The following is a 26,321-nucleotide window of genomic DNA, read 5'->3' as shown; positions in this document are numbered from 1 at the left end:
CCCCCGCGTCACGTCACGGTCCCCTTCGGTTCGAGGGCGGCGAAGTCCTCGTGCAGGGCGTCGAGATGGCGGCCCGTCGGTTCGCCCGCCGCGTTCAGCTCCGCCAGCCGCCAGCTCGGCAGCTGGTCCTCGATCTCGGCGGGCAGTGAGCCGTCCGCCGGGTCGGCCAGGGCGTACAGCACCCCGAACGCGGTCTCCCGGGCCACCTCGCGGGCCAGCTCGCCGAGGTCCTCGGGGGTGAGCCCGGCCGCGAGGGCGCGGTCGACGGCCCCGGCGGCCACGCCGTCGGTGCGGTACGCGGCCACCCACCGGGGCGCCTCCGCCGCCCAGGCGTCGACGTCCTGCCACACCGTCCGCAGGAAGCGGTAGCGGGCGAGCTGCGGGAGCCCCTCCTCGGCCTCGGATTCGGCCCAGTCCGGGGCTTCGCCGTCCGCCCCGAGGGCGCGGAAGAGGGTGGTGAGCCTGTCGAGTTCGGTCATCCCGGTCATGGGGAGGGAGGGTACCGGCCGTGGTCCGGACGGATGGGCCTGGCCGGACCGATGAGTTTCGGCGGGGTGCGCGGTCAGTACATCCGTAAGAGTTGATGCCCCACGGGCCGTCCCCGCCAAGGGCCGCTCCCGCCAAGGGCGCCCGCCCCCGGGCCGCCCGCCACGGGATACCCGTACGAGATAACAGGAGCCACTGATGCGCACCCTGATCAGCACCGCCTTCGTCTCCCTCGACGGCGTCGTGGAGGCCCCCGGCGGTGAGCCCGGTTACCGGAACTCGGGGTGGACCTTCAAGGACGTGGAGTTCCTTCCGGAGGCCTACGAGATCAAGGGCCGGGAACAGGAGGAGGCCGCCGCCCTGATGCTGGGCCGGACCAGCTACGAGGCGTTCAGTCCGGTGTGGCCGGGGATGGAGGAGTTCGCCGGGTACAAGGTGATGCCCAAGTACGTCGTCTCCACCACGCTCGGGGAGAGCGACCTGGTCTCCGACTGGGGCGACACCACGATCCTGCGCTCGCTCGACGAGGTCGCCGCCCTGAAGGAGACCGAGGGCGGACCGGTCATCGTCCACGGCAGCGCCACCCTGAACCGCGGCCTGTCGGACGCCGGCCTGATCGACCGCTACCACCTGCTCGTCTTCCCGCTCCTGCTCGGTGCGGGCAAGCGGCTGTTCAGCACGGCGGACAAGGACGCCCGGAAGCTGAGGCTGGTCGAGCACGAGGCCTACGCGAACGGCATCCAGAAGAACGTGTTCGACGTCGTGCGCTGATACGCCGCAGACGGCCCGGACGCACCGAGGCCCGGTGCCCCCGCGACGGGGGTACCGGGCCTCAGGCGTACCAAGAGGTACCGCGCGTTCTCCTAGTGGGAGTGGCCGTGGCCGCCGTGACCGGCGTCGGCCTCTTCCTCGGCCGGCTTCTCGACGACCAGGGTCTCGGTCGTGAGCAGCAGCGACGCGATGGACGCGGCGTTCTCCAGGGCGGAGCGGGTGACCTTGACCGGGTCGATGACGCCGGCCTTGACCAGGTCGCCGTACTCGCCAGTGGCGGCGTTGAAGCCCTGGCCCTTGTCGAGCTCGGCGACCTTGGAGGTGATGACGTAACCCTCCAGGCCGGCGTTCTCGGCGATCCAGCGCAGCGGCTCGACGGCGGCGCGGCGGACGACCGCGACACCGGTGGCCTCGTCGCCGGTCTTGCCGAGGTTGCCCTCCAGGACCTTCACGGCGTGGACGAGGGAGGAGCCACCGCCGGAGACGATGCCCTCCTCGACCGCGGCGCGGGTCGCGGAGATCGCGTCCTCGAGACGGTGCTTCTTCTCCTTGAGCTCCACCTCGGTGGCGGCACCGACGCGGATGACGCACACGCCGCCGGCCAGCTTCGCGAGGCGCTCCTGGAGCTTCTCGCGGTCCCAGTCGGAGTCCGTGGACTCGATCTCAGCCTTGATCTGGTTGACGCGGCCCTTGACGTCGTCGGAGTTGCCGCCGCCGTCGACGATGGTCGTGTCGTCCTTGGAGACGGTGACGCGGCGGGCGGTGCCGAGCACGTCCAGACCGGCCTGGTCGAGCTTGAGGCCGACCTCTTCGGCGATGACGGTCGCACCCGTGAGGGTGGCGATGTCGCCGAGCATGGCCTTGCGGCGGTCACCGAAGCCCGGGGCCTTCACCGCGACGGCGTTGAAGGTGCCACGGATCTTGTTGACGACGAGGGTGGAGAGCGCCTCGCCCTCGACGTCCTCGGCGATGATCAGGAGCGGCTTGGAGCCACCGGCCTGGATGACCTTCTCCAGGAGCGGGAGCAGCTCCTGGATGGAGCCGATCTTGCCCTGGTGGATCAGGATGTACGGGTCGTCGAGGACGGCCTCCATACGCTCCTGGTCGGTCACCATGTACGGGGACAGGTAGCCCTTGTCGAAGGCCATGCCCTCGGTGAACTCCAGGTCCAGACCGAAGGTGTTGGACTCCTCGACGGTGATGACACCGTCCTTGCCGACCTTGTCCATCGCGTCCGCGATGAGCTCGCCGACCTGGGTGTCCTGCGCGGAGAGCGCGGCCACGGCGGCGATGTCGGACTTGTCGTCGATCGGGCGGGCCGTGGAGAGAAGCTCCTCGGACACGGCCTTGACGGCGGCGTCGATGCCCTTCTTCAGGGCGGCCGGGGAGGCACCCGCGGCGACGTTGCGCAGACCCTCGCGGACGAGCGCCTGGGCCAGGACGGTCGCGGTGGTGGTGCCGTCACCCGCTACGTCGTTGGTCTTGGTCGCCACCTCCTTGACGAGCTGGGCACCGAGGTTCTCGTACGGGTCGTCGAGCTCGACCTCGCGCGCGATGGTGACGCCGTCGTTGGTGATGGTGGGCGCGCCGAACTTCTTGTCGATGACGACGTTGCGGCCCTTGGGGCCGATCGTCACCTTGACCGTGTCGGCAAGCTTGTTGACGCCGCGCTCAAGGGCGCGACGGGCGTCCTCGTCGAACTTCAGAATCTTCGCCATGGGCTGTACTTCCCTCTCGAACGAACTGCGCCCCTCGCCACCCGGCTAGTTATTTCGCAGGGGGCCAGGGGCGCAGAACACAAGCAAACGTGGGTGAATTACTTCTCGACGATCGCGAGGACGTCGCGGGCCGAGAGGACGAGGTACTCCTCGCCGCTGTACTTCACCTCGGTGCCGCCGTACTTGCTGTACAGGACGACGTCGCCGGTCTTGACGTCGAGCGGAAGACGCTCGCCGTTCTCGAAGCGGCCCGGACCCACGGCGAGGACGACGCCCTCCTGGGGCTTCTCCTTCGCGGTGTCCGGAATGACCAGGCCGGAAGCCGTGGTCTGCTCGGCGTCGAGCGGCTGGACCACAATGCGGTCCTCGAGCGGCTTGATCGCAACCTTGGAGCTGGTGGTCGACACGATCCGGTCTCCCCCTTCGGAGATCTCACGGGGTTTAGCAGTCAGTGGGCGGCGACCAGACCGATCCGTCGTCGCGGGTGCCGGACCTGCCCTGTCGCACAGTGTGGTGCTGGCACTCTCCAGGGGGGAGTGCCAGACCTGAGACTATGACCGCGATTAGCACTCGGTCAAGCGGAGTGCCAATTCACCACCCTCGCGCCGCCTCGATCGGGGCCGTACGCGTCGGGAGCCGTACGCATGGAGGCCGCATGCATCGGGCCGTACGCGTCGAGCCGGCCACGCCGGGCCGTACGCGCCGGGCCGTACGGGAGGAAGGCGGTGCGGGTCAGACGTAGTCCTCCAGCTTCGCCACCGCGTACCCCTTGTCCGTGATGGTCTTCATGACCAGGCGGATCATGTCGGGCATCGTGCCCTTCCAGTCGCCCTTGCCCCGGAAGTGGGTGAGGACGATGTCGCCGGGGTGCAGATCGCGGTCCCACTCCCGCCACTCCATGTGGTCGGCGAAGGCCTCGGCCGCCCACAGGGGAACGGCGGTGATGCCGCAGGACTTGGCGACGACGAGGGTGTCCCGGTTGTAGTTGCCGTAGGGCGGGCGGAAGAGGGTGGGCCGCTTCCCGTAGGTCTTGAGGATCTTCTCCTGCTGGCCGCAGATCTCCCGCTTCTGCTCGGCGTAGGAGAGGCCGGGCAGATAGCGGTGGTTGAGCGTGTGGTTGCTGATGACCACCCCGCGCTTCTGCATCTGCTTGAAGTACCCGTAGTTGTCATTGGTGACGTAGTCACTCAGGAAGGCGCTGTAGGGGATGTCCAGTTCGGTCATCATCCGCAGCAGCTCGGGGTCCTTCTCCGCCCCGTCGTCCATGGTGAGGAAGACGATCTTCTCCTTGGTGGGGACGGTGGTGAAGACGGGCGGCAGCCCCTGGTCGTCCCGGACCTCGAACCCCTTGCGCGTGGTGATGCTCGGCTTCACCTCGGGCGGTTCGGGGGCGGCGAGCGGGGTCTTGGCCAGCCCCCACTTCTTCGCGGCGACGGCCCGTGCGGCCTGTTTGCGCCTCAGCTCCTCGGCGTACGTGTCCAGGGCGCGGGCGGGCCCGGCCTGCTGGGCGGCCTCACCCTGCTGCCCGGCGGCGGGCTTCGCCGCTCCGTCCGGGGCCCCCGTGCCGCCGCCGCCCACCTCCGCCGCGCAGGCGGAGGTGACGGTGGCGGCCAGGAGGGCCGCCAGCACGACAGTGGCCGGCCGGTGCCGCTTCATGGGTGATTTTCCTTTTTGTCGTACTAGTTGCATGGCGCCGCATCCTGCCAGCCGTCCACCCGCCTCCCGCCCCGACACCGCGAGCGGCCCGCACCCGTCCCCCGGCCGGCCCATAGGAATCCGCGTCGGCGCACAGGGGCCCGCGTCGCTCTATAGGTCCTGCGTCGCTCTATAGGGCCCGCGTCGGCGTATAGGGGCCGCGTCGCTCTAGAGAGCCCGCGTCGCCCCGTAAGGCCTGCGTCGACCCGTAAGGCCCCCCGTCCACGCACCGGCCACAATGGACCAGGTGAACGCAACGACCCCCGCCACTCCGGCCGACGACCCCGCCCGTGCCGCCTTCGCCGCCCTGCGCACCCCCGAGGGCGAGCGCCTGCTGGCCGAGCTGCGCGACCACGACCCCGCCCAGGAGCTGGCCACCGCGACCCGGTTGCGCCGCACGCACCCGGCGGAGCTGGTGTCGGCCGCCCTGGGCCAGGCCCGGCTGCGGCAGCGGGCGGTGGCGAAGTTCGGGGCCGAGGACGCGTACCGGATGTACTTCACGCCCAACGGTGTCGAGCAGGCCACCCGGACCTCGGTAGCCACCCACCGCGCCGCCCGGTTCGCCGGGCTCGGCGTGCGGAGCGTGGCGGACCTGTGCTGCGGCATCGGCGGCGACGCCGTCGCGCTCGCCCGCGCCGGGATCTCCGTCCTCGCCGTGGACCGCGACCCGCTCACCGCCGAGGTGGCCCGCGCCAACGCCGAGGCGCTCGGCCTGGGCGCGCTGATCGAGGTGCGGTGCGCCGATGTGACGGAGATCGACACCTCCGCGTACGACGCGGTCTTCGTGGACCCGGCCCGGCGCGGCGGACGCGGCAGGATCTTCGATCCGGAGGCCTACTCACCGCCGCTGTCCTGGGCGACGGCCGCCGCGCTGAAGGCTCCTCGCGCGGCGCTGAAGATCGCGCCCGGCATCCCGCACGAGGCGATCGGCCCGGAGGCGGAGGCCGAGTGGATCTCGGACGGGGGTGACGTCAAGGAGGCGGTGCTCTGGTACGGGGAAGGCTTCGCGCCCGGTTCGTTCCGGGCCACCCTGCTGCCGTCCGGGGCGACCCTCACCGCCCCGGCCCCGCTGCCCGCCCCGCCGGTCGGCCCGGTCGGGCGCTATCTGTACGAGCCGGACGGCGCGGTGATCCGGGCGCACCTGGTCGCCGACATCGTGGAGCGGTGCGGCGGGCGGCTGGTGGACGAGACGATCGCGTACGTCACGAGCGATGTGCCCTACTCCTCCCCGTACGTCTCCGGGTACGAGATCACCGACCGGCTGCCGTTCGGCGTGAAGAAGCTGAAGGCGCTGCTGCGGGAGCGTCAGGTGGGCGTGCTGACCGTCAAGAAGCGCGGTTCGGCGGTCGAACCCGAGGAGCTGCGCCGCCGGATGAAGCTCGCCGGCCCGAACGCGGCCACGGTGTTCCTGACCCGGGTGGCCGGGGCCCCGACGATGCTGATCGGCCACCCGCTGGGCTGAGCCGGGCCGAGTCGGGCCAGGCTGAACCGGGCCCGAGCCGGGCCAGGCCGACCAGCCCTCGGCCGGCCTGATCCAGCCCTCCGCCGGCCCGGCCTGAACGAGGCTCGGCCGGTCAGCGCCGTCCGTTCGAAAGTCCCTGGTCGAAGGGCGAGGGGAAAGGCGGTCGTCCGGTGCAACCGGCAGCTCCCTGCCGCATGTCTCCTCTTCCGGATACAGTACGGCTCGTTTCGGGACAACAGGCGCCGTCGGGGGAAGCAGCACGATGACCAGTCAGCAGCAGGGCAACGACGGGGTTTTCCAGCCGTTGGAGGAGAGCGACCCGCGGACGGTGGCCGGTTACCGGCTGACCGCGAAGCTCGGCTCCGGCGGGATGGGCAAGGTCTACCTCTCGTACACCCCCGGCGGGCGGCCCGTCGCCATCAAGGTGATCCGGCCCGACTTCAGCGAGGACGCCGAGTTCCGCCGCCGCTTCCAGCAGGAGGTCCAGGCCGCCCAGCGGGTCCAGGGCCTGTACACCGCGCCCGTCATCGACAGTGACACGGAGAGCGCGCAGCAGTGGCTGGCCACCGCCTACGTGCCGGGCCCGTCGCTCGCCACGGCGGTCGGCGAGCACGGGCCGCTGCCGGTCCCCGCGATCCTGCTGCTCATCGCGGGCATGGCCGAGGCGCTCCACGTCATCCACGGGGCGGGCATCGTCCACCGCGACCTCAAGCCGTCCAACGTGCTGCTGGCGGCCGACGGGCCGAGGGTGATCGACTTCGGCATCGCGCGGGCCGCCGACGCGACCTCGCTCACCGGCAGCGGGGTCACCGTCGGGACCCCGGCGTTCATGGCGCCGGAGCAGGCGGCGGGCAGGTCCGTGACGGCGGCGACCGACATCTTCGCGCTCGGGCAGGTCGCCGCCTTCGCCGCGACCGGCGCGCCCGCCTTCGGCGAGGGGACCTCGCACGGGGTGCTGTACCGGGTCGTGCACGAGGAGCCGGATCTGACGGGGGTCCCCGAGGAGCTGCGGGAGCTGGTCACCCGCTGCCTGGCCAAGTCCCCCGAGGACCGCCCCTCGGTGGCCGAGGTCATCGACCTGTGCCGCAACGCCAACAGCGAGACCCAGCTGCGCCGCCCGGAGGACTGGCTGCCGGGCGCGGTGGCCGCCGACATCACCGTACGGGTGGCCGCGCCCGCCCCCGACCGCACCCCGCCGCCTCCGAGCACCCCGCCGACCCCGCCCACGGCCCCGCTCACCGTGCCCGCGACGCCCCCGCCGACCGCCCCGGTGACGGCCCCGGTGACGGTGGCCCAGCAGCCTCCGACCGTGCCCGCGCCGACCGCTCCCGCCCCGTCCACGCCCGCCGCCCCGCCCGGGGCCCACCAGCAGCCGGGCGTGACGGCGAACCCGGCGCCGGGCGCGTACGGGTACCCGACGCAGCCGCAGGGCGCGTACGGCTACCCCTCGCACGCGGGCCCCGCGCAGCAGCCCGGCCCGTACGGCTACCCGCAGACCGGCTCGCCCTCCGGGGGCTACGCCGGCGGCTACCCGCCGGCGTACCCGTCCGCCGGCCAGCAGCCGCAGCAGCCCCAAGCGCCCCAGCCGCCCGCGCCGGAGAAGCCGAAGAAGAAGCGCACCGGCCTGTTCGTCACGATCGCCGTCGTCGCGGCCCTCGCCGCCGGGGCCGGCGGCGGGTACGCGGTGTACGGCCCCAAGGGCGACACGGACGGCGGGAAGGACCAGAAGCAGGAGCAGAACCAGGCGGGCGGCGACACCGCCAAGCCCCAGCAGAAGGAGCCCGCCGCGAGCACCCCCTCGGCCGGCACCGACGTGACGGACGACGACGATGACACGGGAGACGACGAGGGAAGCGGCGCCGCACCGCTGCCGGACCCCGAGCCCGTCGCGTACAAGTCCATCGACCTGACCGCCGGCTACCACCTGTCGCTCGCCGACAGCACGGACAGCCCGCGCAACGGCAGCAGCGGCGACTTCGCGTACAGCTCCATCAGCAGTGTGGTGCGGACGAACGGGTCGATGGTGCTGCTGAACCCGGGGCAGCAGGGCGACCTCCAGACCTGCCGGTCCGAGACCCGGTTCTCCACGAAGCTGGCGCTGGACCGGCTGGTGCGGGGCACGCAGATCTGCGTCCGTACGGACAACGGGCACCTGGGCCTCGTCGTCGTACGGGCCCTGCCCGCGGCGAACGCGGCGGCCAACTACATGACGCTGGACGTGACCGTGTGGCGCAACGCCATCGCGGTCGACGAGTCGTAGGAGCCGCGGGCGGCGCGGGGGCCGGTAGCGGCGCCCCCGCGCCCGTACTCACCGGCCCGGGGCCTCCTCCTCACGCTCCTTCGCGACGCGCTCGACGGCCACCGGGCCGGCCCCCCGCTCCCCGGGCAGCAGGACGTACGCCGCCAGCGCGGCGGCCGCCAGGAGCCCGGCCGCGACCCAGAACGCGGCCGCGTACCCCGAGGAGAGAGCCGTGCGCCCGGTGGCGCCGCCGGTGACCTGGGCGGCGACGGTGACCAGGATGGCGAGGCCGAGCGAACCCCCCACCTGGCGGGAGCTGTTGAGCAGCCCGGACGCCATGCCCGTCTCGCCGGGCACCACGTCGGTGGTGGCCGCCGTGCCGAGCGGGACGAAGCAGAGGCCGATACCGAGGGAGCAGAGCAGCGACGGGCCGAGGATCGAGGTGAGGAAGGAGCCGTCGACCGTGGCGGTCGCCGCGAACCACGCCATCCCGAGCGCCGCCAGCGTGCCGCCCACGGTCATCAGCCGCCGGATGCCCAGCGCCGCGACCGCGCGGGTGGCCAGGACGGAGCCCGCGACGATGCCCACGCAGAACGGCAGGAACGCGAAGCCGGCGGCGGTCGGCCCGTAGCCGAGGACCAGTTGCATGTAGAGCGAGACGAAGTAGAACGCGCCGAACTGGGCCGAGGCCAGCAGCAGGCAGAACAGGTTGGCGGTGAGCACCGGCCGGCCGCGCAGCAGGCCGGGGCGGAGCAGGGGCGATGCCGTACGGAGCTCGACGGCGACGAACGCGGCCAGCAGGATCACCGCCGCGCCCAGGGCGGTCACCGTGACGGCCGAGCCCCAGCCGTCGTCCGAGGCCCGCACCAGGCCGAGGACCAGGAGTGTGGTCCCGCCCGTCGCGAGGAGCGCCCCGGCGAGGTCCAGCCGCGCGCCGCTCCGCCGCTGCCCGCCGACCGGTCCGGTGCGCGCGGCGGCGGCCAGGGCGAAGACCACGATCGGCACGTTGACCAGCATCACCGACCGCCAGCCCGCCGCGTCGGTGAGCACACCGCCCGCCAGCACCCCGACCGCGCCGCCCGCCGCGCCCGCCATGCCCCAGAGCCCGAGCGCCCGGGAGCGGGCGGGCCCGGCCGGGAACGCCAGGGTGATCAGGGCGAACGCCACCGGGGCGAGGGCCGCCGCGCCGACGCCCTGGACGGCCCGCGCCGCCACCAGCGACCCGGGCGACCAGGCGAGGCCGCCGGCCAGGCTCGCGAGGCCGAAGAGGGCCAGGCCGCCCGTGAGGACGCGGCGGGGGCCGGCCAGGTCGGCGAGCCGGCCGCCGAGCATGAGGAGCCCGCCGAAGGCGAGGGCGTACGCGTTGACGACCCAGAGCAGCCCGTCCGGGCCGAAGCCGAGGTCGCTGCGGATGTCGGGCAGCGCGACGTTCACCACGGACATGTCCAGCGACACCAGGAACTGCACGGTGAGCGCCACCACCAGCAGCCACCGCGCATGCCGCGCCCCCGCCGCCGACCCGCCGCCTGCCGGGCCGCTTCCCGTCGGCCCGCCACCTGCCGGGCCGCTTTCCGTCGGCCCGGCGCCCGTCGGCCCGCCTCCCGCCGCCGCGCTGTCCGTCGTACCGCTGTCCGCCGTACCGCCCATGACGCCCCTCCCCTTTCCCGTCCGCCGACCCTCGGCGAGAATTACCATACACGTATAGAAAATAGGTGCGGAGACGTCGAGAGGGCCCCGTGGGGAGAGAATGCCCAGGTGTCAGGCAGCGAGAAGAAGACGAGCGACCAGAACAAGAAGACGACGGGCGGCAAACCGGCGACGGCGGGCCGGCCCGTGGGGCGCCCGCGCCGGCTGGACCCGGACGTGATGGTCGCCACCGCGCGCCGCATCGTCGAGGAGGAGGGCGTGGCGGCCCTGTCCATGCGGCGGGTGGCCAAGGAGCTGGGCAGCACGCCGATGGCGCTCTACCACTACGTCCAGGACAAGGACGAGCTGCTGATGCTCACCCTCTCCGGCACCGCGGCCGCCTTCCCGCGCCCGGAGCTGCCCGAGGACCCGCGCGAGCGGCTGGTGGCGGTGGCCGTGCACATGCACGACATCATCGGCCGCATCCCCTGGGTGCTGGACATCCTGGCGCTGGGCGAGCTGACCGACCGCAACGCCCTGTGGATGGTGGAGGAGATCATCGACTCCGCCCTGGCCTGCGGCCTCTCCCCCGCCCGCTCGGTGCGCGCGTACCGGACGATCTGGAGTTACGTCTACGGCGACCTGGTCTTCCGCAGGGCGGCGGCCCGCCGGGCGGAGCAGCCCTCCCGGCGGGAGTTCTTCCCCGAGATGATCACCGAGGAGGACGCGGCGGAGCTGCCCCGGCTGACCGAGGTGAAGGGGCACTGGCGGGAGTACGCCGCCGATTACGAGATCGCCGCCGAGCTGGACGCGATCGTGGAGGGGCTGATCGGCCGGGGGACGCGGGGCTGATCGGCACCGGAGGACGCGCGGTCGGCCAACCAGGGCACGCAGGGCTGACGGGCCCCGCCCCGCAGAGGCCCCCTCAGCCCCCTCAGTCCCGCAGCCCCTCAGTCCCTCAGCCCACCGCCTCGAACCGCCACCGGTGCACCGGCCGGGTGATCAGGGCGGCGTCGGGCTCGGGGAGTTCGGGGAGGTCGTCGGCGTACGACGCCTCCTCCCACCACGTCATGACCAGCACCCGGTCCTGCGGGGCGCGCAGCAGTTCGCGGCGGGCCGGCTCGCGGGCCAGCTCGGCGGAGCGCGCCCGCGCCCACTCCAGGAGTTCGCCGCCCCGGCCCTCCACGGCGCGGGCCTCCCACATCAGGACGACGGTCGCGGCGCTCATGAGTACAGGTTGTCCTTGCTGATCTCGTGCACGTGATCGTGGTCGTGGGAGTGTGAGTGGGAGTGCCCATGGCCATGGGCGTGCTCGGCCCCCGGCACGTGCGGCTCCGTCACCGGCAGCGACGAGTCCGCCGACAGCTCCAGGTCGGAGGGGCGCCGGTTGCGGGCCACCATCTCCGCGCCGAGCGCCGCGACCATCGCGCCGTTGTCCGTGCAGAGCCCGGGGCGCGGCACCCGCAGCCGGATGCCCGCCCGCTCGCACCGCTCCTCGGCCAGCGCGCGGAGCCGGGAGTTGGCCGCCACCCCGCCGCCGATCATCAGGTGGTCGACGCCCTCGTCCTTGCAGGCCCGCACCGCCTTTCGCGTGAGCACGTCCACCACGGCCTCCTGGAAGGACGCCGCCACATCCCGTACCGGCACCTCCTCGCCCGCCGCCCGCTTCGCCTCGATCCAGCGGGCGACCGAGGTCTTCAGGCCGGAGAAGGAGAAGTCGTACGGGGCGTCGCGCGGGCCCGTGAGGCCGCGCGGGAACGCGATGGCCGCCGGGTCGCCCTCCTTCGCGAGCCGGTCGATGACCGGGCCGCCGGGGAAGCCGAGGTTCAGCACCCGGGCGATCTTGTCGAACGCCTCGCCCGCCGCGTCGTCGATGGTCGCGCCGAGCGGCCGGACGTCGCTGGTGATGTCGGGGGCCAGCAGCAGCGAGGAGTGGCCGCCGCTGACCAGGAGCGCCATGGTCGGCTCGGGCAGCGGGCCGTGCTCCAGCTGGTCGACGCAGATGTGCGAGGCGAGGTGGTTGACCCCGTAGAGCGGCTTGTTCAGGGCGTACGCGTACGCCTTCGCGGCCGAGACGCCGACGAGCAGGGCGCCCGCGAGGCCGGGGCCCGAGGTGACCGCGATCCCGTCGAGGTCGCGGGCGCTCACCCCGGCCTCCTTCAGGGCCCGCTCGATCGTCGGGACCATCGCCTCCAGGTGGGCGCGGGAGGCGATCTCCGGGACGACTCCGCCGTAGCGGGCGTGGGTGTCGACGCTGGAGGCGACGGCGTCGGCGAGCAGGGTGGTCCCGCGCACGACGCCGACGCCGGTCTCGTCGCAGGAGGTCTCGATGCCGAGTACGAGGGGTTCGTCGGCAGCCATCATTCAGTCCCGGTCTCTGGTGCGTTCTCTGGTTCGTGCTCGTGCATGGTGAGGCGCATGACCAGGGCGTCGATGTTCCCCGGCTGGTAGTAGCCGCGCCGGAAGCCGATGGGCTCGAAGCCGAACCGCTCGTACAGCTTCTGCGCGCGGGCGTTGTCGACCCGCACCTCGAGGAGCACGGTGGCGCACTCGAAGGCGGTCGCGGCCTTCAGCAGGTCGGTGAGGAGTTCGGAGCCGAGGCCGGTGCCCCACGCCTCGCGGCTGACCGCGATGGTCTGGACGTCGGAGAGGTCGCCGAGGGCGGCGAGCCCGGCGTACCCGACGATCCGGCCGGTGGCCGGGTCCTCCGCGACGACGTAGTGGCGGGTGGCGCCGGGGCCGCGGGCGTGGGCCAGCTCGGACCAGAACATGCCGGGCGACCAGGCGTCGTCCGGGAAGAGCGCGTGCTCCAGCTCCAGCACCGGATCGATGTCCCACCAGCGCATCTCGCGCAGTACGGCCGGGGGCGCCGTGTTCGCCGTGTCCACAGCGCTCACTTCGGGGTGACCACCTTGTAGTTCTTCGGCACCTGGGCGTCGGGCCGGCGCAGGTAGAGCGGCCGGGGCTCCAGCAGCTCCTGCCCGGCGGCGAGCCGTTCGGCGGCGAGCGCGGCGAGCGCCCCGGCGGCCACGTGCTCGGGGCCGCGCGCGTCCGGGAAGGCGTCCGGGTAGAGCAGCGCGCCCGCGCCGGCCACGGGGAGCCCGGCCAGCTCGGCGGCGATGTCGGCGGGCCGGTCGACGGCGGGATCGCCCGCACGGGTGCGGGCGTCCTCGTACCGTGCCCAGTAGACCTCCTTGCGGCGCGCGTCCGTCGCCACGGCGAACGGCCCCTCCAGGCCGTCCCGCCCGGCGGCGTACGCGAGGCCGTCCAGGGTGCACAGGCCGTGCACCGGTACGGAGAGGGCGGAGCCGAAGGTCGCCGCGGTGACCAGGCCGACGCGCAGCCCGGTGTACGGGCCGGGGCCGACGCCCACGACCACGCCCGTCACGGCGTCGAGCCCCACCCCGGCCTCGGCGAGGACCCGGTCGACGGCGGGCAGCAGCAGTTCACCGTGCCTGCGGGCGTCGACCTGACCCGAGGCGGCGATGACGGACGTACCGTCGTGCAGGGCGACGGTGACGGCGGGCGTGGCGGTATCCATGGCGAGCAAGAGCACGCAAACAGCCTACGGCTCCGCCGACGGCGGTACGGCGTCCGTACGGCGTCCCTGCCTGCCCGCCCCCTGCTGCTACCGTCACCGGATATCCGCGGGTACGACGTAAACGCTTGTACGACATGCGGCAGAAAGCAGCCGAAAGGGGAGTTCACGGTGGCAAGGGGAAGCTCGGGAATGGTGGCCGGGCTCACTGCGGCGGCGGTCGTCGTGGTCGGCGTCCTCGCCTACCAGGCATCGGCGAACGCGCCCGATTCGGTGGCGTCCTCCTCCTCGGCCACCCCGAAGGCATCGGCCCCGGCCCCCGCCCCCACTCAGCCCGACGCGAAGCCGAAGCCCACCGAGGACGTCCACGCGGTCCCGGCCGACTCGGGCACGGGCGAGCGCGTCGTCTACGCGCTGAAGGACCGGCGGGTGTGGCTGGTGGACGCGAACGGGACGGCGCTCCGTACCTTCACGGTGATGCCGAGCCCCGTCAGCCCGCCGCCCGACGTCTACCAGGTCACCTCGCGCTCGGGCACGGTCCAGGGCTCGGACGGCATCCCCATCGAGCACGTGGTGCGCTTCGCCAACGTCGACGAGGTCGCGGTGGGCTTCAGCGCGGCACAGGACGGCTCGATGGAGGCCCCGGACCCGCAGTCGAGGACCGGCGGCGTGCGGATGAAGCGGGCGGACGGCAACGCGATGTGGACCTTCGCGACGGTCGGCGCCAAGGTGGTCGTCGTCCCGTAGCCGGGCCGAGCCCGTCGTTAGTTCTTACGCTGCTCGGCGCCGCTCGACGCTCTCGCGCCCGGTCTCCTCGTCCGCCTCGGCCGCTTCCGGCTCGCTCGGTGGGGTGGAGACCGCGGTGGCCGCCGCGCCCGCGGCCAGCAGGTCCTTCATCGACAGGTCGGACGGCGTCGGCTGCTGCCGTGGCTGCTCCGCACGCTCGGGCGTCGGCATGGATGCCTCCTGGGGGTTCTGGTGGAGGTCCGGGTTAGGCAGACCTAACCAGGTCTCGTACCCATGTGACCACGACCACCGTCCCGTGCGCAACAATTTACCGACAGCCCGTCGGGAAAGCGACCTCCGCGTCACACGTCCGTGTCACGCCTCTGCGTCGCCCCTCTGCGTCGCCCCTCCATGTCACGCCCCGTGCCACGCCCCCGTGTCACACCCCCGCTTCACGCCTCCGCTTCACGCCTCCGGTTACGCCAGGTCCGCCCGCAGCCCCGCCCAGCGCGGGCCGATGCCCACCAGGGTCACCTCGCGCCGGTCGTCGTCCGTGTCGCCGGTCGCGCGGTCGATGAGCACCCGCAGCCGGTCCTCGGAGAGCTCCTCCACCTTGCCGTCGCCCCACTCCACGACCACCACCGACTCCGGCAGCGACACGTCGAGGTCCAGGTCCTCCATCTTGTCGAGCCCGCCGCCCAGGCGGTACGCGTCGACGTGGACCAGGGCGGGACCGGCGCCCAGCGGCGGGTGGACGCGGGCGATGACGAAGGTGGGCGAGGTGACCGCGCCGCGCACCCCGAGACCCTCGCCGAGCCCCCGGGTCAGCGTCGTCTTCCCGGCGCCCAGCTCACCCGTGAGCATGACCAGGTCGCCGGGGGCGAGGACTCGCGCGAGGCGTCGGCCCAGGTCCTGCATCTGTTCGGGCGACTCGACGGTGATCGTCACGGTGACGGCTTCGGGGAGGCCGGTGGCGGCCTCGGGGGTGCCGGTGGCGGCCTCGGGGATGCCCTCGGGGGTGCCTCCGGAGGGTCCCTGCGTGGTCTCAGCGGCCGGGCTGCTGTGCGGTGCTTCCATGCTCGCCAACGTTAGCGGCAGCCACCGCTCCACCGCGTACGAGCAGGTCGGCCAGCCGGTCGGTGACCGTCTCCGGGTGCTCCAGCATCACCAGGTGCCCGGCGTCCGGCACCAGGGTCAGCTCCGCCTCCGGCAGTACGTCGGCGATGGCCTCGCTGTGCGAGCTGGGGGTGACCAGATCCTTCTCCCCGGCCAGGATCAGCACGGGCACGTCCCGGAAGGCGGGCAGCGCGCCGCTCTCGTCGTGCTCGGTGAAGGCCGGGTAGAACTCGGCGACCACGTCGATCGGGGTCGACTCGATCAGCCGCTCCGCGAACCGGGCGACGGCCGGGTCCACGTCCCGCGAGCTGAACGAGTACCGCTTGATGAGCCCGGCGAAGAGGTCCGCCGTGGCCCGGCGCCCCTTCTCCACCAGCTCCGCCTGCGTACCCAGCGCCCTCAGCACCCCCGGCAGCACCCGGCGCACCGCCCTGACGCCGGCCACCGGCAGCCCGAAGTTGACCTCGCCGAGCTTGCCGCTGGAGGTGCCGACGAACGCCACGGCCACGACCCGGTCGCGGATCAGGTCCGGGTACTGGTCGGCCAGCGCCATCATCGTCATGCCGCCCATGGAGTGGCCGACGAGCACGATCCGCCCCTCGGGGGCCGCCGCGTCGATGACGGCCTTGAGGTCGCGCCCGAGCTGGTCGATACCGAGGGCCACCCCGTCCGCCTGGGCCCGCCCGCGCTCGGAGCGGCCGTGGCTGCGCTGGTCCCAGTGGACGGTGCGTACGAGGCCGCGCAGAGCGGCGCGCTGGAAGTGCCAGGAGTCCTGGCCGAGGCAGTAGCCGTGGCTGAAGACGACGGTGACGGGGGCGGGGGGCTTGCGCCCGAAGAGCCGGCGGCGGCGGGGGGCGGGGGCATCGGCTCCGGCGGGCGACGTCCGGGCGGTGGCGTCTCCCGGGGACTCGGGCCCGTCCGCCGGCTGGCCTGGCTGGTTCGGCTGGCCGGATTGCCCGGCCTGGTCCGGCTGGCCCGGATTCCCGGGCTGTCCCGGCTCGAACTCGTCGACCTCGTCGACCTCGTAGTACAGCTCGGTCCCGTCGTCGGCGACCGCCCGGCCCGGTGTCCCGCGCAGCGAGCCGTAGGGGCCGGTCGCGTCCAGCGCGAGGCGGGCCTTCTTGCGCATGCCGCGCCCGACGGTGAGCCGCTCGACGGCGACCCCGGCCGCCGCGCCCGCGGCGAGCACTCCTATCGCGGCCCCGGCGACGCCCGCCCGGCGCCAGCCCGCCGCCGTCGTCGCGGCGGCCGCCACGACGTCCCCCGCCCCCGCACCGCTCTCGCTCACCGTGCCGCGCCCCCGCTCGGACCGGCCGCACCCGCCGAAGCCCCCGGACCGGCCGCGCCTGCCGGCGCACTCGGACCCGCCGGAGCGCCCGGGTCGGCCGCACCTGCCGGAGCCCCCGGACCGGCGGGGCCCGCCGCCGCACTCGGACCCGCCGGATCGCCCGGCCCCGCCGTCTCGTTCACGTACACCCTCGGTACCCGGCTCCCGATCCGGGTGACGATCTCGTACCCGATCGTGCCGGCGGCCACCGCCCAGTCCTCCACGCTCGGCTCGCCCCGGTCGCCCGGACCGAACAGCACGGCCTCCGCGCCCGGTTCGGGCCGGTCGCCGCCGAGGTCGACGACGAACTGGTCCATCGCGACGCGGCCCGCCGCCGTACGCACCGCGCCGCCGACCAGGACGGGCCCCCTGCCCGAGGCGTGGCGCGGGATGCCGTCCGCGTAGCCGACGGGGATCAGGCCGAGCGTCGTCCCGGCGGGGGTGGCGTAGTGGTGGCCGTAGCTGACGCCGTGTCCGGCCGGGACGTCCTTGACCAGGGCGACGGCGGCGGCGAGCGTCATCACCGGGCGCAGCCCCAGCTCGGCGGGGGTGCCCAGCTCGGGGGCGGGCGAGATGCCGTACATCGCGATGCCGGTCCGTACGAGGTCGAAGTGGGCCTCGGGGATCGTGAGCGTGGCCGGGGAGTTGGCCAGGTGGCGCACCTCGGGCTCGACGCCCTCCTTCTCGGCGTACGCGACCATGTCCCGGAAGGCGGAGAGCTGGGCGGCGATCGAGGGGTGGCCGGGCTCGTCGGCGCAGGCGAAGTGGGACCAGAGGCCGGCGATCCGGAGGACCCCCGTCCGCTCGGCGGCGCGGGCCTCGGCGACGAGTTCGGGCCAGTCGGCGGGCTGGCAGCCGTTGCGGCCGAGGCCGGTGTCGGCCTTGAGCTGGACGCGGGCCGGGCGGTCGGCGCCGGCGGCTGCCGCGACGACCTCGCGCAGCGCCCACAGGGCACTGACCGACACGTCGATGTCGGCCTCGATCGCCTCGCGCCAGGGGCCGCCCGGCGTCCAGAGCCAGCACATGATCCGGCCGTCGAGCCCGGCGGCCCGCAGGGCGAGCGCCTCGTGCGGGGTCGCGGTGCCGAGCCAGGTGGCCCCGGCCTCCCGCGCGGCCCGCGCGCAGGGCACGGCCCCGTGCCCGTACCCGTCGGACTTCACCACGGCCATGAGCTGCGCCCCGGCCGCACGCTCGCGCAGAACACGCACGTTGGCGCGCAGCGCGGCGAGGTCGATCTCGGCACGGGCTCTCAGGGACGCTGTCTCGTTCATCGCGCCCAGTCTCTCAGAGGCGCCCGCCACCTCCCCGGCAGTGCACACCGGTATCCACACCTATGTACGTTTCATCACATGGTCGAGGTGGTCGACCAGGACCGGCACATGGCTGTCGGCCACATCCTTGACGGCGGTGATCAGCGTGACGGGACCGCCCTCGCGCACCAGCCCGACCAGCCGGTCGACGGCCTCGGTGTGGGCCGGGTCGTCGAGTTCGGTGCGGTAGCGGTCGACGAAGGTGTCGTGCCGGGCGCCGGAGCGGTCCTGGTGGTACCAGGAGCGCAGTTCGTCCGACGGGGTGACGTCTTTCAGCCACACGTCGATCGCGGCCCGCTCCTTGGAGACGCCGCGCGGCCAGAGCCGGTCGACGAGGACGCGGGTGCCGTCGCCGTCCTCGGGCGGGTCGTAGACCCTGCGTACGCGTACGGGTTCGCTCACCGTGTCGACCGCCTTCCCTTGTACGGACCGGGCCCCCACCCTCTCCCCGGTTCAGCCCGCCCGCACGTCGCGCCAGACCGCCGGGACGGCGTCCGCGACGTCCTGCGCGGAGACCGGGGCCCCGCCGGAGCCGTGCCGGGCGGCGAGCCCGTGCAGGTACGCGCCGACGGACGCGGCGTCGCGCGGGGCGAGCCCGGCCGCCAGCAGCGACCCGGTCAGCCCGGACAGCACATCGCCGCTGCCCGCCGTGGCCAGCCAGCCCGTGCCGGTCGGGTTGACCCGTACGGGGGTGTCCCGGGCCTCCGCGACCAGGGTCGTGGAGCCCTTGAGGAGCACGGTGGCGCGGTAGCGGGCGGCCAGCTCCCGTACGGCGGCGAGCCGCCCGGCCTCCACCTCCTCGCGCGCCACGCCCAGCAGGGCGGCGGCCTCCCCCGCGTGCGGGGTCAGGACGGTGGCGGCGGTCCGGGTCCGTACGGTCTCCGGCTCCAGCAGCCGCAGCCCGTCCGCGTCGACCAGTACGGGGACGTCGGCGCCGAGCACGTCGGCGACGGCCTCCTCCGCCCACCTGCCGTCCCCGAGGCCGGGCCCGATCACCCAGGCCTGGACGCGTCCGGCCTTCGACGGCGGTCCGGCGTGCACCAGGGTCTCCGGGAAGCGGGCGATCACCGCGTCCGCGCCGGGCCCGACGTACCGCACGGCCCCCGCCCCGCCGCGCAGGGCGCCCGCGACCGCGAGGACCGCCGCGCCCGGGTAGCGCTCGGAACCGGCGGCGACGCCGACGACCCCCCGGCTGTACTTGTCGCTCGAAGCCCCGGGCACCGGCAGCAGCGCCGACACGTCCGCGTACTGGAGCGCCTCCAGGTCCGGCGGGTCCGGCAGCTCCGGGCCGAGCCCGATGTCCACCAGCCGCAGGGCGCCCGCGTGTTCGGCGGCCGGGTCGACGAGGAGGCCCGGCTTGTACGTGCCGAAGGTGACGGTCGCATCGGCACGTACGGCCTCGCCGTGCACCTCCCCGCTGTCGGCCTCGACCCCGCTGGGCAGGTCGACGGCGACGACGGGCGTACGGTCCCGGTCCCGGGTCACCGCCCGCAGCAGCGCGACGGCGTCCTCGCGCAGCCCGCCGCGCCCGCCGATCCCGGTGATGCCGTCCACGACGAGGTCCAGGGCGCCGAGCCCGTCAGGGCCTTCGGCCACCCGCCCCCCGGCGGCCAGGAACACGGCGAGGCCGCCCGCGTGCGCCCGGTCGGGCGTAAGGAGGAGGGCGCGCACTGAGGCGCCCCGGCGGGCGAGGCGCGCGCCGGCGTACAGGGCGTCGCCGCCGTTGTCGCCGCCGCCGACCAGGAGCAGGACCCGGGACCCGTACACCCGGCCGTTGCGCCGCAGCAGATCGCCGCAGGCCACGGCGAGGCCGGCGGCGGCACGCTGCATCAGGGCGCCTTCGGGCACCCGCTTCATGAGGGCGGCCTCTGCGGCCCGTACGGTCTCCACGCTGTAGGCACGTCGCATGGGACCAACCCTCCGCGATCACGCCGGGGGACGCCACCCCCGGTGGAGCGGGTGGGGGGCGCCTCCCCCGCTCACGCCGGCGGAGGCCGCCCCCGCCCCTCTCACCGAGGGGCCAGGCCTCGCCCCTACCCCTCCGCGATCACCACCGCCGACGCCACCCCCGCGTCATGGCTGAGCGAGACGTGCCAGCCGCGCACGCCCAGTGCGGCCGCGCGGGCGGCGACCGTGCCGCGTACGCGCAGGCGAGGCTGTCCGCTCTCCTCCACCCAGACCTCCGCGTCGCTCCACAGCAGCCCGCTCGGCGCCCCGAGCGCCTTGGCCAGGGCCTCCTTCGCGGCGAACCGGGCGGCGAGCGAGGCGATACCGCGCCGCTCGCCGCTGGGCAGTGTCAGCTCACTCTCGACGAAGAGACGGTCGGCCAGCTGGGGCGTACGCTCCAGCGCGGCGCCGAACCGCTCGATCTCGGCCACGTCGATCCCGACCCCGATGATCACGAACCCACCCTCGCCATCCCCATCACCCGGGACGCGCGCCCCGGCTCACTCCACGGTCACGGACTTCGCCAGATTGCGCGGCTGGTCCACTTCGTTGCCACGGGCCGTCGCCAGCTCGCAGGCGAAGACCTGGAGCGGCACGGTGGCGACCAGCGGCTGAAGCAGCGTAGGCGTTGCGGGGACGGTGATGAGATGGTCCGCGTACGGGACGACGGCCTCGTCGCCCTCCTCGGCGACGACGATGGTGCGTGCGCCCCGGGCCCGGATCTCCTGGATGTTCGACACGATCTTGTCGTGGAGCACGGAACGGCCGCGCGGGGACGGCACGATGACGACGACCGGCAGCCCCTCGTCGATCAGCGCGATCGGCCCGTGCTTGAGCTCCCCGGCCGCGAACCCCTCGGCGTGCATGTAGGCGAGCTCCTTGAGCTTGAGCGCGCCTTCGAGGGCGACCGGGTAGCCGACGTGGCGCCCGAGGAAGAGCACGGTGTCGTGGTGGGCGAGGGAGCGGGCCAGCTCGCGGACGGGCTCCATGGTCGTCAGGACGCGTTCGACCTCGCCGGAGATCGCGGAGAGCTGGCGCACCACCGTACGGATCTCGTCGCCCCACTTGGTGCCCCGCAACTGGCCCAGGTACAGGGCGACGAGGTAGCAGGCGACGAGCTGGGTGAGGAAGGCCTTGGTGGAGGCGACGGCGACCTCGGGTCCGGCGTGGGTGTAGAGCACGGCGTCGGATTCGCGGGGGATGGTCGAGCCGTTGGTGTTGCAGATGGCGAGCACCTTGGCGCCCTGTTCGCGGGCGTGCCGCAGGGCCATCAGGGTGTCCATGGTCTCGCCGGACTGGGAGATGGCGACGACGAGGGTGCGCTGGTCCAGGATCGGGTCCCGGTAGCGGAACTCGCTGGCCAGCTCGGTCTCGCAGGGCAGCCGGGTCCAGTGCTCGATGGCGTACTTGGCGATCATCCCGGCGTGGAAGGCGGTCCCGCAGGCGACGATGACGACCTTGTCGACCTCGCGCAGCTCGGCGTCCGGGATGCGCACCTCGTCGAGGTGGAGGGAGCCCTCGCCGTCGATCCGGCCGAGGAGGGTGTCGGCGACGGCCTGGGGCTGGTCGGCGATCTCCTTGAGCATGAAGGAGGCGTACCCGCCCTTCTCCGCGGCGGAGGCGTCCCAGTCGACGTGGTACTCGCGCACCTCGGCGAGGTCCCCGTCGAACCCGGTGACGGTGACGCCCTCGCGGCTCAGCTCGACGACCTGGTCCTGGCCCAGCTCGATGGCGGAGCGGGTGTGGGCGATGAAGGCGGCGACGTCGGAGGCGAGGAACCACTCGTCCTGGCCGACGCCCACGACGAGCGGCGAGTTGCGCCGGGCGCCGACCACCACGCCCGGCTGGTCCGCGTGCACGGCCACCAGGGTGAACGCCCCTTCCAGTCGCCGGCACACCTGCCGCATGGCGTCCGCGAGGTCCCCGCCCGCCGAGAACGCCTCGGCCAGCAGGTGGGCGACGACCTCGGTGTCCGTCTCCGACTCCAGGGCGTGCCCGCGCCCGGTCAGCTCGCGCCGCAGGGCCGCGAAGTTCTCGATGATCCCGTTGTGCACGACGGCGACCCGGCCCGCGTTGTCCAGGTGGGGGTGGGCGTTCACGTCGTTGGGCGCCCCGTGCGTCGCCCACCGCGTGTGCCCGATCCCGGTCCGCCCGGCCGGCAGCGGCCGGGCCCCCAGCTCCTTCTCCAGATTGACGAGCTTGCCCGCCTTCTTCGCGGCGGCGAGCCCGCCGTCCGCGAGAACGGCGACACCCGCCGAGTCGTAGCCCCGGTATTCGAGGCGCTTGAGTCCTGCGACGACGACGTCCTGCGCCGACTGCCCACCGACATAACCCACGATTCCGCACATAGCGGCACCATAAGGCCGCGAGCGCCTCGCGGGAGGAATGTTGGTCGCATACAATTCTCTGTACATGACCCACATGACTCACACGAAAGGCGGCCGGGCATGTCGGTGACCCAGATCGACATAGACGACGAAGCCCTGGAGCGGGCGATGGCCCTCTCCAAGGCCCGGACGAAGAAGGAGACCGTGAACCTCGCCCTCCGCTTCTACGCGGAGCAGCAGGAGCGCGCGGCGCGGATCAGCCGCCACTTCGAGCGCGCGCGCGACTGGGGCGCGGTCGAGGACGCCGAGCGGCGGCACCGGGCGGAGAAGGACGGTCGGTGATCTACCTGCTCGACACGTCGGGGCTCGTACGGCTGCTCTCGGACACCGCCCTGCAATCGGCGTGGTCCGATGCGATCGAGGCCGGAGCGGTCGCCTCCTGCTACCCGCAGCGGGCGGAATTCCTGTACGGCGCCCGGAACGCGCGCGAGTACGACGAGATCGTGGAGATGTTCACCGACCTCTACCCGGACGTCTCCGTACCGAAGAGCGCGGGACGGTGGATCACCTCGGTCCAGCACCGCATGGCCCGCGCCGGGCAGCACCGCAGCGCCTCCGCCGTGGACCTCGTCATCGCCGCCACGGCGGCCCACCACGGCCTGACGGTGCTCCATGACGACCTCGACTACCGCACGGTCGCCCGGCACGCCCCGGACCTCGGCGAGCACAGCGTTCACGACGTGGCCTGACACTCCGGTGCGGGCGCGGCCCGGGGCCCGCACCGGAGCGGGGTCGGTCTCAGCCCGTCAGGAGCAGTACTGCTCCTCCTTGCCGATCGACCGGTACATGCAGTCCGCGTTCTCGATCAGCTGGAGCACCGCCTCCCGGTTGCGGGAGGTCTCGCGCTCGATGATCTCGTCGGGCGGGTAGAAGCCGCCGCCCGAGGACGAGCGCGGGTACATCTCGAAGGTGTAGCCGAAGATCTTCTGCGAGCCCCACAGCCAGTCGTCGATCGAGCCGTCGGTGATGTAGAGGTCGCTGGACTGCTGGGCGGTGTACCCGTTGCTCGCCGCCATCTCGCGGCCCACCGCGGCGAACGCGTCGCGGTCGTCGGCCGTCAGGCCGGGGGCCGTGTCGTCGTAGGTGTAGCCGTACGGCCAGAGCACCAGCTCGCCGTACGTGTGGAAGTCGATGGCGGCCGTGATCTGCTGCTTGCCGCCGACCACCCGGCTGCGCACGAAGTCCGCCACGACCTTCGTCTCGGGCGCGGACTCGGCGGCCGCGCCACGGTAGGTCTCCGACGAGGGGCTGGAGGAGGAGCCGCCGCAGCAGCCCCACTGGTAGTCCCAGTTGCGGTTGAGGTCGGTGCCCACGGCGCTGGAGCCGGAGTTGGGCTGCCGGTTCTTGCGCCAGCTGCGGTACGAGCCGGTGGCGATGTCGTACTCACCGCCGTCCGGGTTCATGTCCGGGACGATCCACAGCTCGCGGCCGTCGACCGCCTGGGTGATCCGGGGGTCGCTCCCGTACCCGTCGGCGAACTCGCGGAGCAGGTAGAGCGCCATCTCGACGGTCAGGTGCTCGCGGGCGTGCTGGTGGGCGGTGAACAGGACCTCGGGCTCCGCCTCGTCGGTGCCGACGTTGTCGCTGACCTTGATCGCGACGATGTCCCGGCCCTCGTAGCTCTTCCCGATGACACGCTTGCTCATGATCGAGGGGTTGGCCGCGATGTACGCGTCGATCGCCTCGGTCATCTCGGCGTAGTTGTGGTAGTCGGAGTCGGCCGGCGGGAAGTCGCGCGCACCGACGCCGTCCGGCCCGTGCGCAGGGGTGTCGGGGGCGGGCAGCGCCTCCAGGACGTGGCCCCCGGCCCGGAGCTTCCTGGCCTGGGCGGCGTCCGCGGTGATCACGATGCCGTGTCCGTGCACCTCGTCGATCGAGACGCCCGCGCGGGCGATCTCGGTGCGGGCGGCGGGGGTGGTGCGCCCGGTGATCTCGTACTGGAGCGTCCGCTCGTCCGCGGCGACGGCCGCGTCCGGGGCGGAGGTCTCGGCGGTGGCGACGGCGGTGGCCGGGGCGGCGAGGGTGAGGGCGAGCAGGACGGCGAGGGTGGCGTTCCGTACGGCTTTCGTCCCGGCCTTCGTCCCGGCCTGTGCCCTGGCCCGCTTCGGCCGGGGTTCCGGCCGGGGGGTCCGTGCGTTGGCAAGTCGCATGCTGGCAGTCTCCTGAGTCCGTGGGGGGTGTGGGGGGGTGGAGCTGTGCGACGGGCACAGGATGGATCCATGTCATGACCGGGTCAAGACACAGGTTCCGGCCACTCTCCCCCGAGGACGGACAGCGACCTGGCCGGCCGGCCTTGGAGCTGCTCGCGGTGGCGCGCGGTGCGGGTGCTCACGCAGGGCGGTAGGTGCGGCCGCCCCGCCGAGGGAGAGCCCTCGGGTCGTCCCCGTCCTTCGCGGTGGCCTCCAGGGCGAGGTGGAGTTCGGCGCGGACGGTGGCGTCGGTGAGGTTCTGCCCGAGGCGCTCGGCGCACTGGGTGAGCCAGATCGTCAGGGTGGTGCGGTGGACGTGCAGTTCGGTCGCGGCGGGAGCGGTTCTGGCGTGGTGGCGCAGCCAGCAGGCGAGCGCGATCCGCAGGTGGGGTTCGAGCCCCCCGACCAGTCCGACGGCCCAGGTGCGGGCCGCGTCGGTGTCCAGGATCCCGCCGGGCAGCGTCTCCAGACGGGCCCGGCCACCGTCCTGGCCGCTGCGCACCTCTTGGCCGGTGCTCATCTCGTGCCCGCTGCTCCCCTCCTGACCGCTGCCCACCCCCTGGCCGCCGCAACTCTCCTCCCGGCCGCCCCCGTTCCCCTTCCGGCCCTCGTCGTCGCTGTGGTCCCGGCCATGGTCGTCGCCCCGAGTGGGGGCGCGGAGCGCGAGCAGCAGGTGGGCCTGCACGGTGATGTCGTCCAGGTCCGCGCCGAGGAGGGCGGCGAGGCCGCGGAGCCGGGTGCGGACGGTGCCGGGTGAGAGCCCGAGCGCGGCGGCGGCACGGGGGGCGCTGCCGGTGCGGAGCCGGACCAGGAGCAGGTGCCGGTGTTCCCGGGTCAGCGGGCTCAGCACGGATCGCGCCCAGGCGGTGTACGGGCCGGGAGGGAGCAGGCGGGCGAGCCGGGTGGTGCCGACGGCGTCGGCGGGCACGATGCGGTGGGCGGGGGTGGCGCTGTGCCGGGCCGCGGCCGCGTCGGCGTGAGCGGTGGGCATCTCGGCCAGGGGCAGCGGTCCGGCCAGGCCCGCGAGGAGGCCGTGGCGTTCGCTCACCCGGGACACCAGGCGCAGGATCCGCCCGTCGTCCCTGCCGTGGTGGAGTTCGGCGACCAGGAGTTCGCCGTCCACCTCACCGATCAGGGCGCAGGCGCCGCCGTGCCCGGCCAGGGACGGGCGCGCGGCCCGCCAGAGGACCTGGTGGGCGGTGGGGACGTCGGGGCCGCTGAGCCGGTAGACCGTGACGTGCGTGAGCCCGCCGGCGCTCATGGTGCCCGTGACGGAGGTGGTGTGGCCGGCCAGCAGCAGCCGCAGCAGAGTGGTGTGCAGCCGCATCTGCTCGGCGCGCAGCTCGGCGGCGCGCTGCCCGCGCACCTCCAGGAGGGCCGCCGTGGTGGCGGCGACGAGCCCGACGTGTTCGGCGGGCACGGTGGGTGCCGGGTGCAGGACGAGGACGGCCCCGGCCGCCGGGCGCTGCACGTGGTGCGGGCGGTCCTGCGGATGGGCTGCGGCGTGTACGCCGTCGGCGGCCGCGGTGGCAGGCGTGCTGTAGACGGCCCCGGCGATCGGGTCGGCCAGCACCGCCGCCCCCTGGACGAGAACGGCGGCCTCGCTGACCAACTGCGCACCGGAGCGCGTCGCGGCCCGCAGCAGCCGGTCCGCCACCGCTTCCCGCACCGTGCGGGAGTCCCCCGGGCCGGCGGCGTCGGAGCCCGTCGTGTGCGTGGTGCTCATACCGCGCCCCCTCGGCGGACGAAGCGCCGCGCACCTGCGGTCCGGGTGCGCGGCGCGG

26 protein-coding genes are annotated in these 26,321 nt (G+C 73.6%); 7 read left to right on the top strand and 19 right to left on the bottom strand.

The genetic code is table 11. The features are described 5' to 3' along the window. Nucleotides 1-8: 8 nt before the first annotated feature. Entirely contained in the window at nucleotides 9-479 is a 471-nt protein-coding gene (locus tag AB0917_RS08100) for a hypothetical protein (protein ID WP_366818671.1), read from the bottom strand. A gap of 205 nt (nucleotides 480-684) precedes the next feature. Here AB0917_RS08100 and AB0917_RS08095 point away from each other — a divergent pair, with 205 nt between their 5' ends. After that, nucleotides 685-1,257, top strand: a complete 573-nt coding sequence (locus tag AB0917_RS08095) for a dihydrofolate reductase family protein (protein ID WP_366818653.1) — start codon at nucleotides 685-687, stop codon at nucleotides 1,255-1,257. Between the two features lie 92 nt (nucleotides 1,258-1,349). Here the strand turns inward: AB0917_RS08095 and groL are convergent, their stop codons facing one another. The 3 genes from groL to AB0917_RS08080 form a co-directional block, all read right to left on the bottom strand. Then, entirely contained in the window at nucleotides 1,350-2,975 is a 1,626-nt protein-coding gene (gene groL, locus AB0917_RS08090; protein ID WP_366818652.1) for a chaperonin GroEL, read from the bottom strand. 98 nt (nucleotides 2,976-3,073) lie between these two features. Continuing rightward, the gene (gene groES / locus AB0917_RS08085) at nucleotides 3,074-3,382 is read right to left on the bottom strand and encodes a co-chaperone GroES (RefSeq protein ID WP_030084405.1); all 309 of its coding nucleotides are present in this window, start codon (nucleotides 3,380-3,382) and stop codon (nucleotides 3,074-3,076) included. A gap of 325 nt (nucleotides 3,383-3,707) precedes the next feature. Continuing rightward, entirely contained in the window at nucleotides 3,708-4,631 is a 924-nt protein-coding gene (locus tag AB0917_RS08080) for a polysaccharide deacetylase family protein (protein WP_366818651.1), read from the bottom strand. Nucleotides 4,632-4,908: 277 nt separating this feature from the next. Between AB0917_RS08080 and AB0917_RS08075 the strand changes: the two genes are divergently transcribed. Both AB0917_RS08075 and AB0917_RS08070 read left to right on the top strand, forming a co-directional pair. Then, nucleotides 4,909-6,132, top strand: coding sequence for a methyltransferase domain-containing protein (locus AB0917_RS08075; RefSeq protein ID WP_366818650.1), 1,224 nt, complete (start codon nucleotides 4,909-4,911; stop codon nucleotides 6,130-6,132). Between the two features lie 262 nt (nucleotides 6,133-6,394). Further along, a complete protein-coding gene (locus AB0917_RS08070) occupies nucleotides 6,395-8,392 on the top strand; it encodes a serine/threonine-protein kinase (RefSeq protein ID WP_366818648.1) in 1,998 nt (665 codons plus the stop codon). Nucleotides 8,393-8,440: 48 nt separating this feature from the next. Here the strand turns inward: AB0917_RS08070 and AB0917_RS08065 are convergent, their stop codons facing one another. After that, on the bottom strand, nucleotides 8,441-10,018 hold the full coding sequence (locus tag AB0917_RS08065) for an MFS transporter (protein WP_366818647.1): 1,578 nt from the start codon (nucleotides 10,016-10,018) through the stop codon (nucleotides 8,441-8,443). 108 nt (nucleotides 10,019-10,126) lie between these two features. On the opposite strand from AB0917_RS08065, the gene AB0917_RS08060 reads away from it, so the two are divergent. Next, nucleotides 10,127-10,849: a TetR/AcrR family transcriptional regulator gene (locus AB0917_RS08060; protein WP_366818646.1), complete on the top strand. Its 723-nt coding sequence runs from the start codon at nucleotides 10,127-10,129 to the stop codon at nucleotides 10,847-10,849. A gap of 106 nt (nucleotides 10,850-10,955) precedes the next feature. Here AB0917_RS08060 and AB0917_RS08055 read toward each other — a convergent pair whose 3' ends face one another. Genes AB0917_RS08055 through tsaB form a run of 4 tightly spaced genes read right to left on the bottom strand, consistent with a single transcriptional unit; the run spans nucleotide 10,956 to nucleotide 13,538 of the window. Then, nucleotides 10,956-11,225 (bottom strand): hypothetical protein, encoded by a 270-nt coding sequence (locus tag AB0917_RS08055; RefSeq protein ID WP_366818645.1) that lies wholly within the window; start codon nucleotides 11,223-11,225, stop codon nucleotides 10,956-10,958. Beyond that, the gene (tsaD, locus tag AB0917_RS08050) at nucleotides 11,222-12,358 is read right to left on the bottom strand and encodes a tRNA (adenosine(37)-N6)-threonylcarbamoyltransferase complex transferase subunit TsaD (protein ID WP_366818644.1); all 1,137 of its coding nucleotides are present in this window, start codon (nucleotides 12,356-12,358) and stop codon (nucleotides 11,222-11,224) included. The genes AB0917_RS08055 and tsaD overlap by 4 nt, the downstream gene beginning before the upstream one ends. Next, nucleotides 12,358-12,843, bottom strand: coding sequence for a ribosomal protein S18-alanine N-acetyltransferase (gene rimI, locus AB0917_RS08045; protein ID WP_366818670.1), 486 nt, complete (start codon nucleotides 12,841-12,843; stop codon nucleotides 12,358-12,360). The genes tsaD and rimI overlap by 1 nt, the downstream gene beginning before the upstream one ends. A gap of 47 nt (nucleotides 12,844-12,890) precedes the next feature. Continuing rightward, nucleotides 12,891-13,538, bottom strand: coding sequence for a tRNA (adenosine(37)-N6)-threonylcarbamoyltransferase complex dimerization subunit type 1 TsaB (gene tsaB, locus AB0917_RS08040; RefSeq protein ID WP_366818669.1), 648 nt, complete (start codon nucleotides 13,536-13,538; stop codon nucleotides 12,891-12,893). A 189-nt stretch (nucleotides 13,539-13,727) separates the two neighbouring features. On the opposite strand from tsaB, the gene AB0917_RS08035 reads away from it, so the two are divergent. Beyond that, the gene (locus AB0917_RS08035) at nucleotides 13,728-14,282 is read left to right on the top strand and encodes a hypothetical protein (protein WP_366818643.1); all 555 of its coding nucleotides are present in this window, start codon (nucleotides 13,728-13,730) and stop codon (nucleotides 14,280-14,282) included. A gap of 24 nt (nucleotides 14,283-14,306) precedes the next feature. Here the strand turns inward: AB0917_RS08035 and AB0917_RS08030 are convergent, their stop codons facing one another. From AB0917_RS08030 to glmS, 8 genes are all read right to left on the bottom strand, one after another. Further along, nucleotides 14,307-14,492, bottom strand: coding sequence for a hypothetical protein (locus tag AB0917_RS08030; protein ID WP_366818642.1), 186 nt, complete (start codon nucleotides 14,490-14,492; stop codon nucleotides 14,307-14,309). A gap of 246 nt (nucleotides 14,493-14,738) precedes the next feature. Then, nucleotides 14,739-15,338 (bottom strand): tRNA (adenosine(37)-N6)-threonylcarbamoyltransferase complex ATPase subunit type 1 TsaE, encoded by a 600-nt coding sequence (gene tsaE, locus AB0917_RS08025; protein WP_366818641.1) that lies wholly within the window; start codon nucleotides 15,336-15,338, stop codon nucleotides 14,739-14,741. Further along, nucleotides 15,307-16,665 carry an alpha/beta hydrolase gene (locus AB0917_RS08020; protein ID WP_366818640.1) on the bottom strand — a complete coding sequence of 453 codons (1,359 nt, stop codon included), beginning with the start codon at nucleotides 16,663-16,665 and terminating at the stop codon, nucleotides 15,307-15,309. The genes tsaE and AB0917_RS08020 overlap by 32 nt, the downstream gene beginning before the upstream one ends. Then, on the bottom strand, nucleotides 16,662-17,975 hold the full coding sequence (gene alr / locus AB0917_RS08015; RefSeq protein WP_366818639.1) for an alanine racemase: 1,314 nt from the start codon (nucleotides 17,973-17,975) through the stop codon (nucleotides 16,662-16,664). Before alr ends, AB0917_RS08020 begins: the two co-directional genes overlap by 4 nt. A gap of 60 nt (nucleotides 17,976-18,035) precedes the next feature. Then, on the bottom strand, nucleotides 18,036-18,416 hold the full coding sequence (locus AB0917_RS08010; RefSeq protein ID WP_366818638.1) for a DUF488 family protein: 381 nt from the start codon (nucleotides 18,414-18,416) through the stop codon (nucleotides 18,036-18,038). A 51-nt stretch (nucleotides 18,417-18,467) separates the two neighbouring features. Continuing rightward, nucleotides 18,468-19,922: an NAD(P)H-hydrate dehydratase gene (locus AB0917_RS08005; protein WP_366818637.1), complete on the bottom strand. Its 1,455-nt coding sequence runs from the start codon at nucleotides 19,920-19,922 to the stop codon at nucleotides 18,468-18,470. A 125-nt stretch (nucleotides 19,923-20,047) separates the two neighbouring features. After that, nucleotides 20,048-20,416 carry a holo-ACP synthase gene (locus AB0917_RS08000; RefSeq protein ID WP_366818636.1) on the bottom strand — a complete coding sequence of 123 codons (369 nt, stop codon included), beginning with the start codon at nucleotides 20,414-20,416 and terminating at the stop codon, nucleotides 20,048-20,050. 45 nt (nucleotides 20,417-20,461) lie between these two features. Further along, nucleotides 20,462-22,309 carry a glutamine--fructose-6-phosphate transaminase (isomerizing) gene (gene glmS, locus AB0917_RS07995; protein ID WP_366818635.1) on the bottom strand — a complete coding sequence of 616 codons (1,848 nt, stop codon included), beginning with the start codon at nucleotides 22,307-22,309 and terminating at the stop codon, nucleotides 20,462-20,464. A 99-nt stretch (nucleotides 22,310-22,408) separates the two neighbouring features. Here glmS and AB0917_RS07990 point away from each other — a divergent pair, with 99 nt between their 5' ends. Further along, a complete protein-coding gene (locus AB0917_RS07990) occupies nucleotides 22,409-22,630 on the top strand; it encodes a type II toxin-antitoxin system VapB family antitoxin (protein ID WP_176725502.1) in 222 nt (73 codons plus the stop codon). Further along, nucleotides 22,627-23,037: a PIN domain-containing protein gene (locus AB0917_RS07985; protein ID WP_366818634.1), complete on the top strand. Its 411-nt coding sequence runs from the start codon at nucleotides 22,627-22,629 to the stop codon at nucleotides 23,035-23,037. Before AB0917_RS07990 ends, AB0917_RS07985 begins: the two co-directional genes overlap by 4 nt. 57 nt (nucleotides 23,038-23,094) lie before the next feature. On the opposite strand, the gene AB0917_RS07980 is transcribed toward AB0917_RS07985, so the two are convergent. Next, entirely contained in the window at nucleotides 23,095-24,498 is a 1,404-nt protein-coding gene (locus tag AB0917_RS07980; protein ID WP_366818633.1) for a M14 family metallopeptidase, read from the bottom strand. A 178-nt stretch (nucleotides 24,499-24,676) separates the two neighbouring features. Beyond that, nucleotides 24,677-26,263, bottom strand: a complete 1,587-nt coding sequence (locus AB0917_RS07975) for a helix-turn-helix domain-containing protein (RefSeq protein ID WP_366818632.1) — start codon at nucleotides 26,261-26,263, stop codon at nucleotides 24,677-24,679. Between the last annotated feature and the right edge of the window lie 58 nt (nucleotides 26,264-26,321).

This window comes from Streptomyces sp. NPDC007346, from assembly GCF_040703535.1.
In the GTDB taxonomy this organism is placed as follows: domain Bacteria; phylum Actinomycetota; class Actinomycetes; order Streptomycetales; family Streptomycetaceae; genus Streptomyces.
This window is presented reverse-complemented; position numbering and strand designations above follow the sequence as displayed.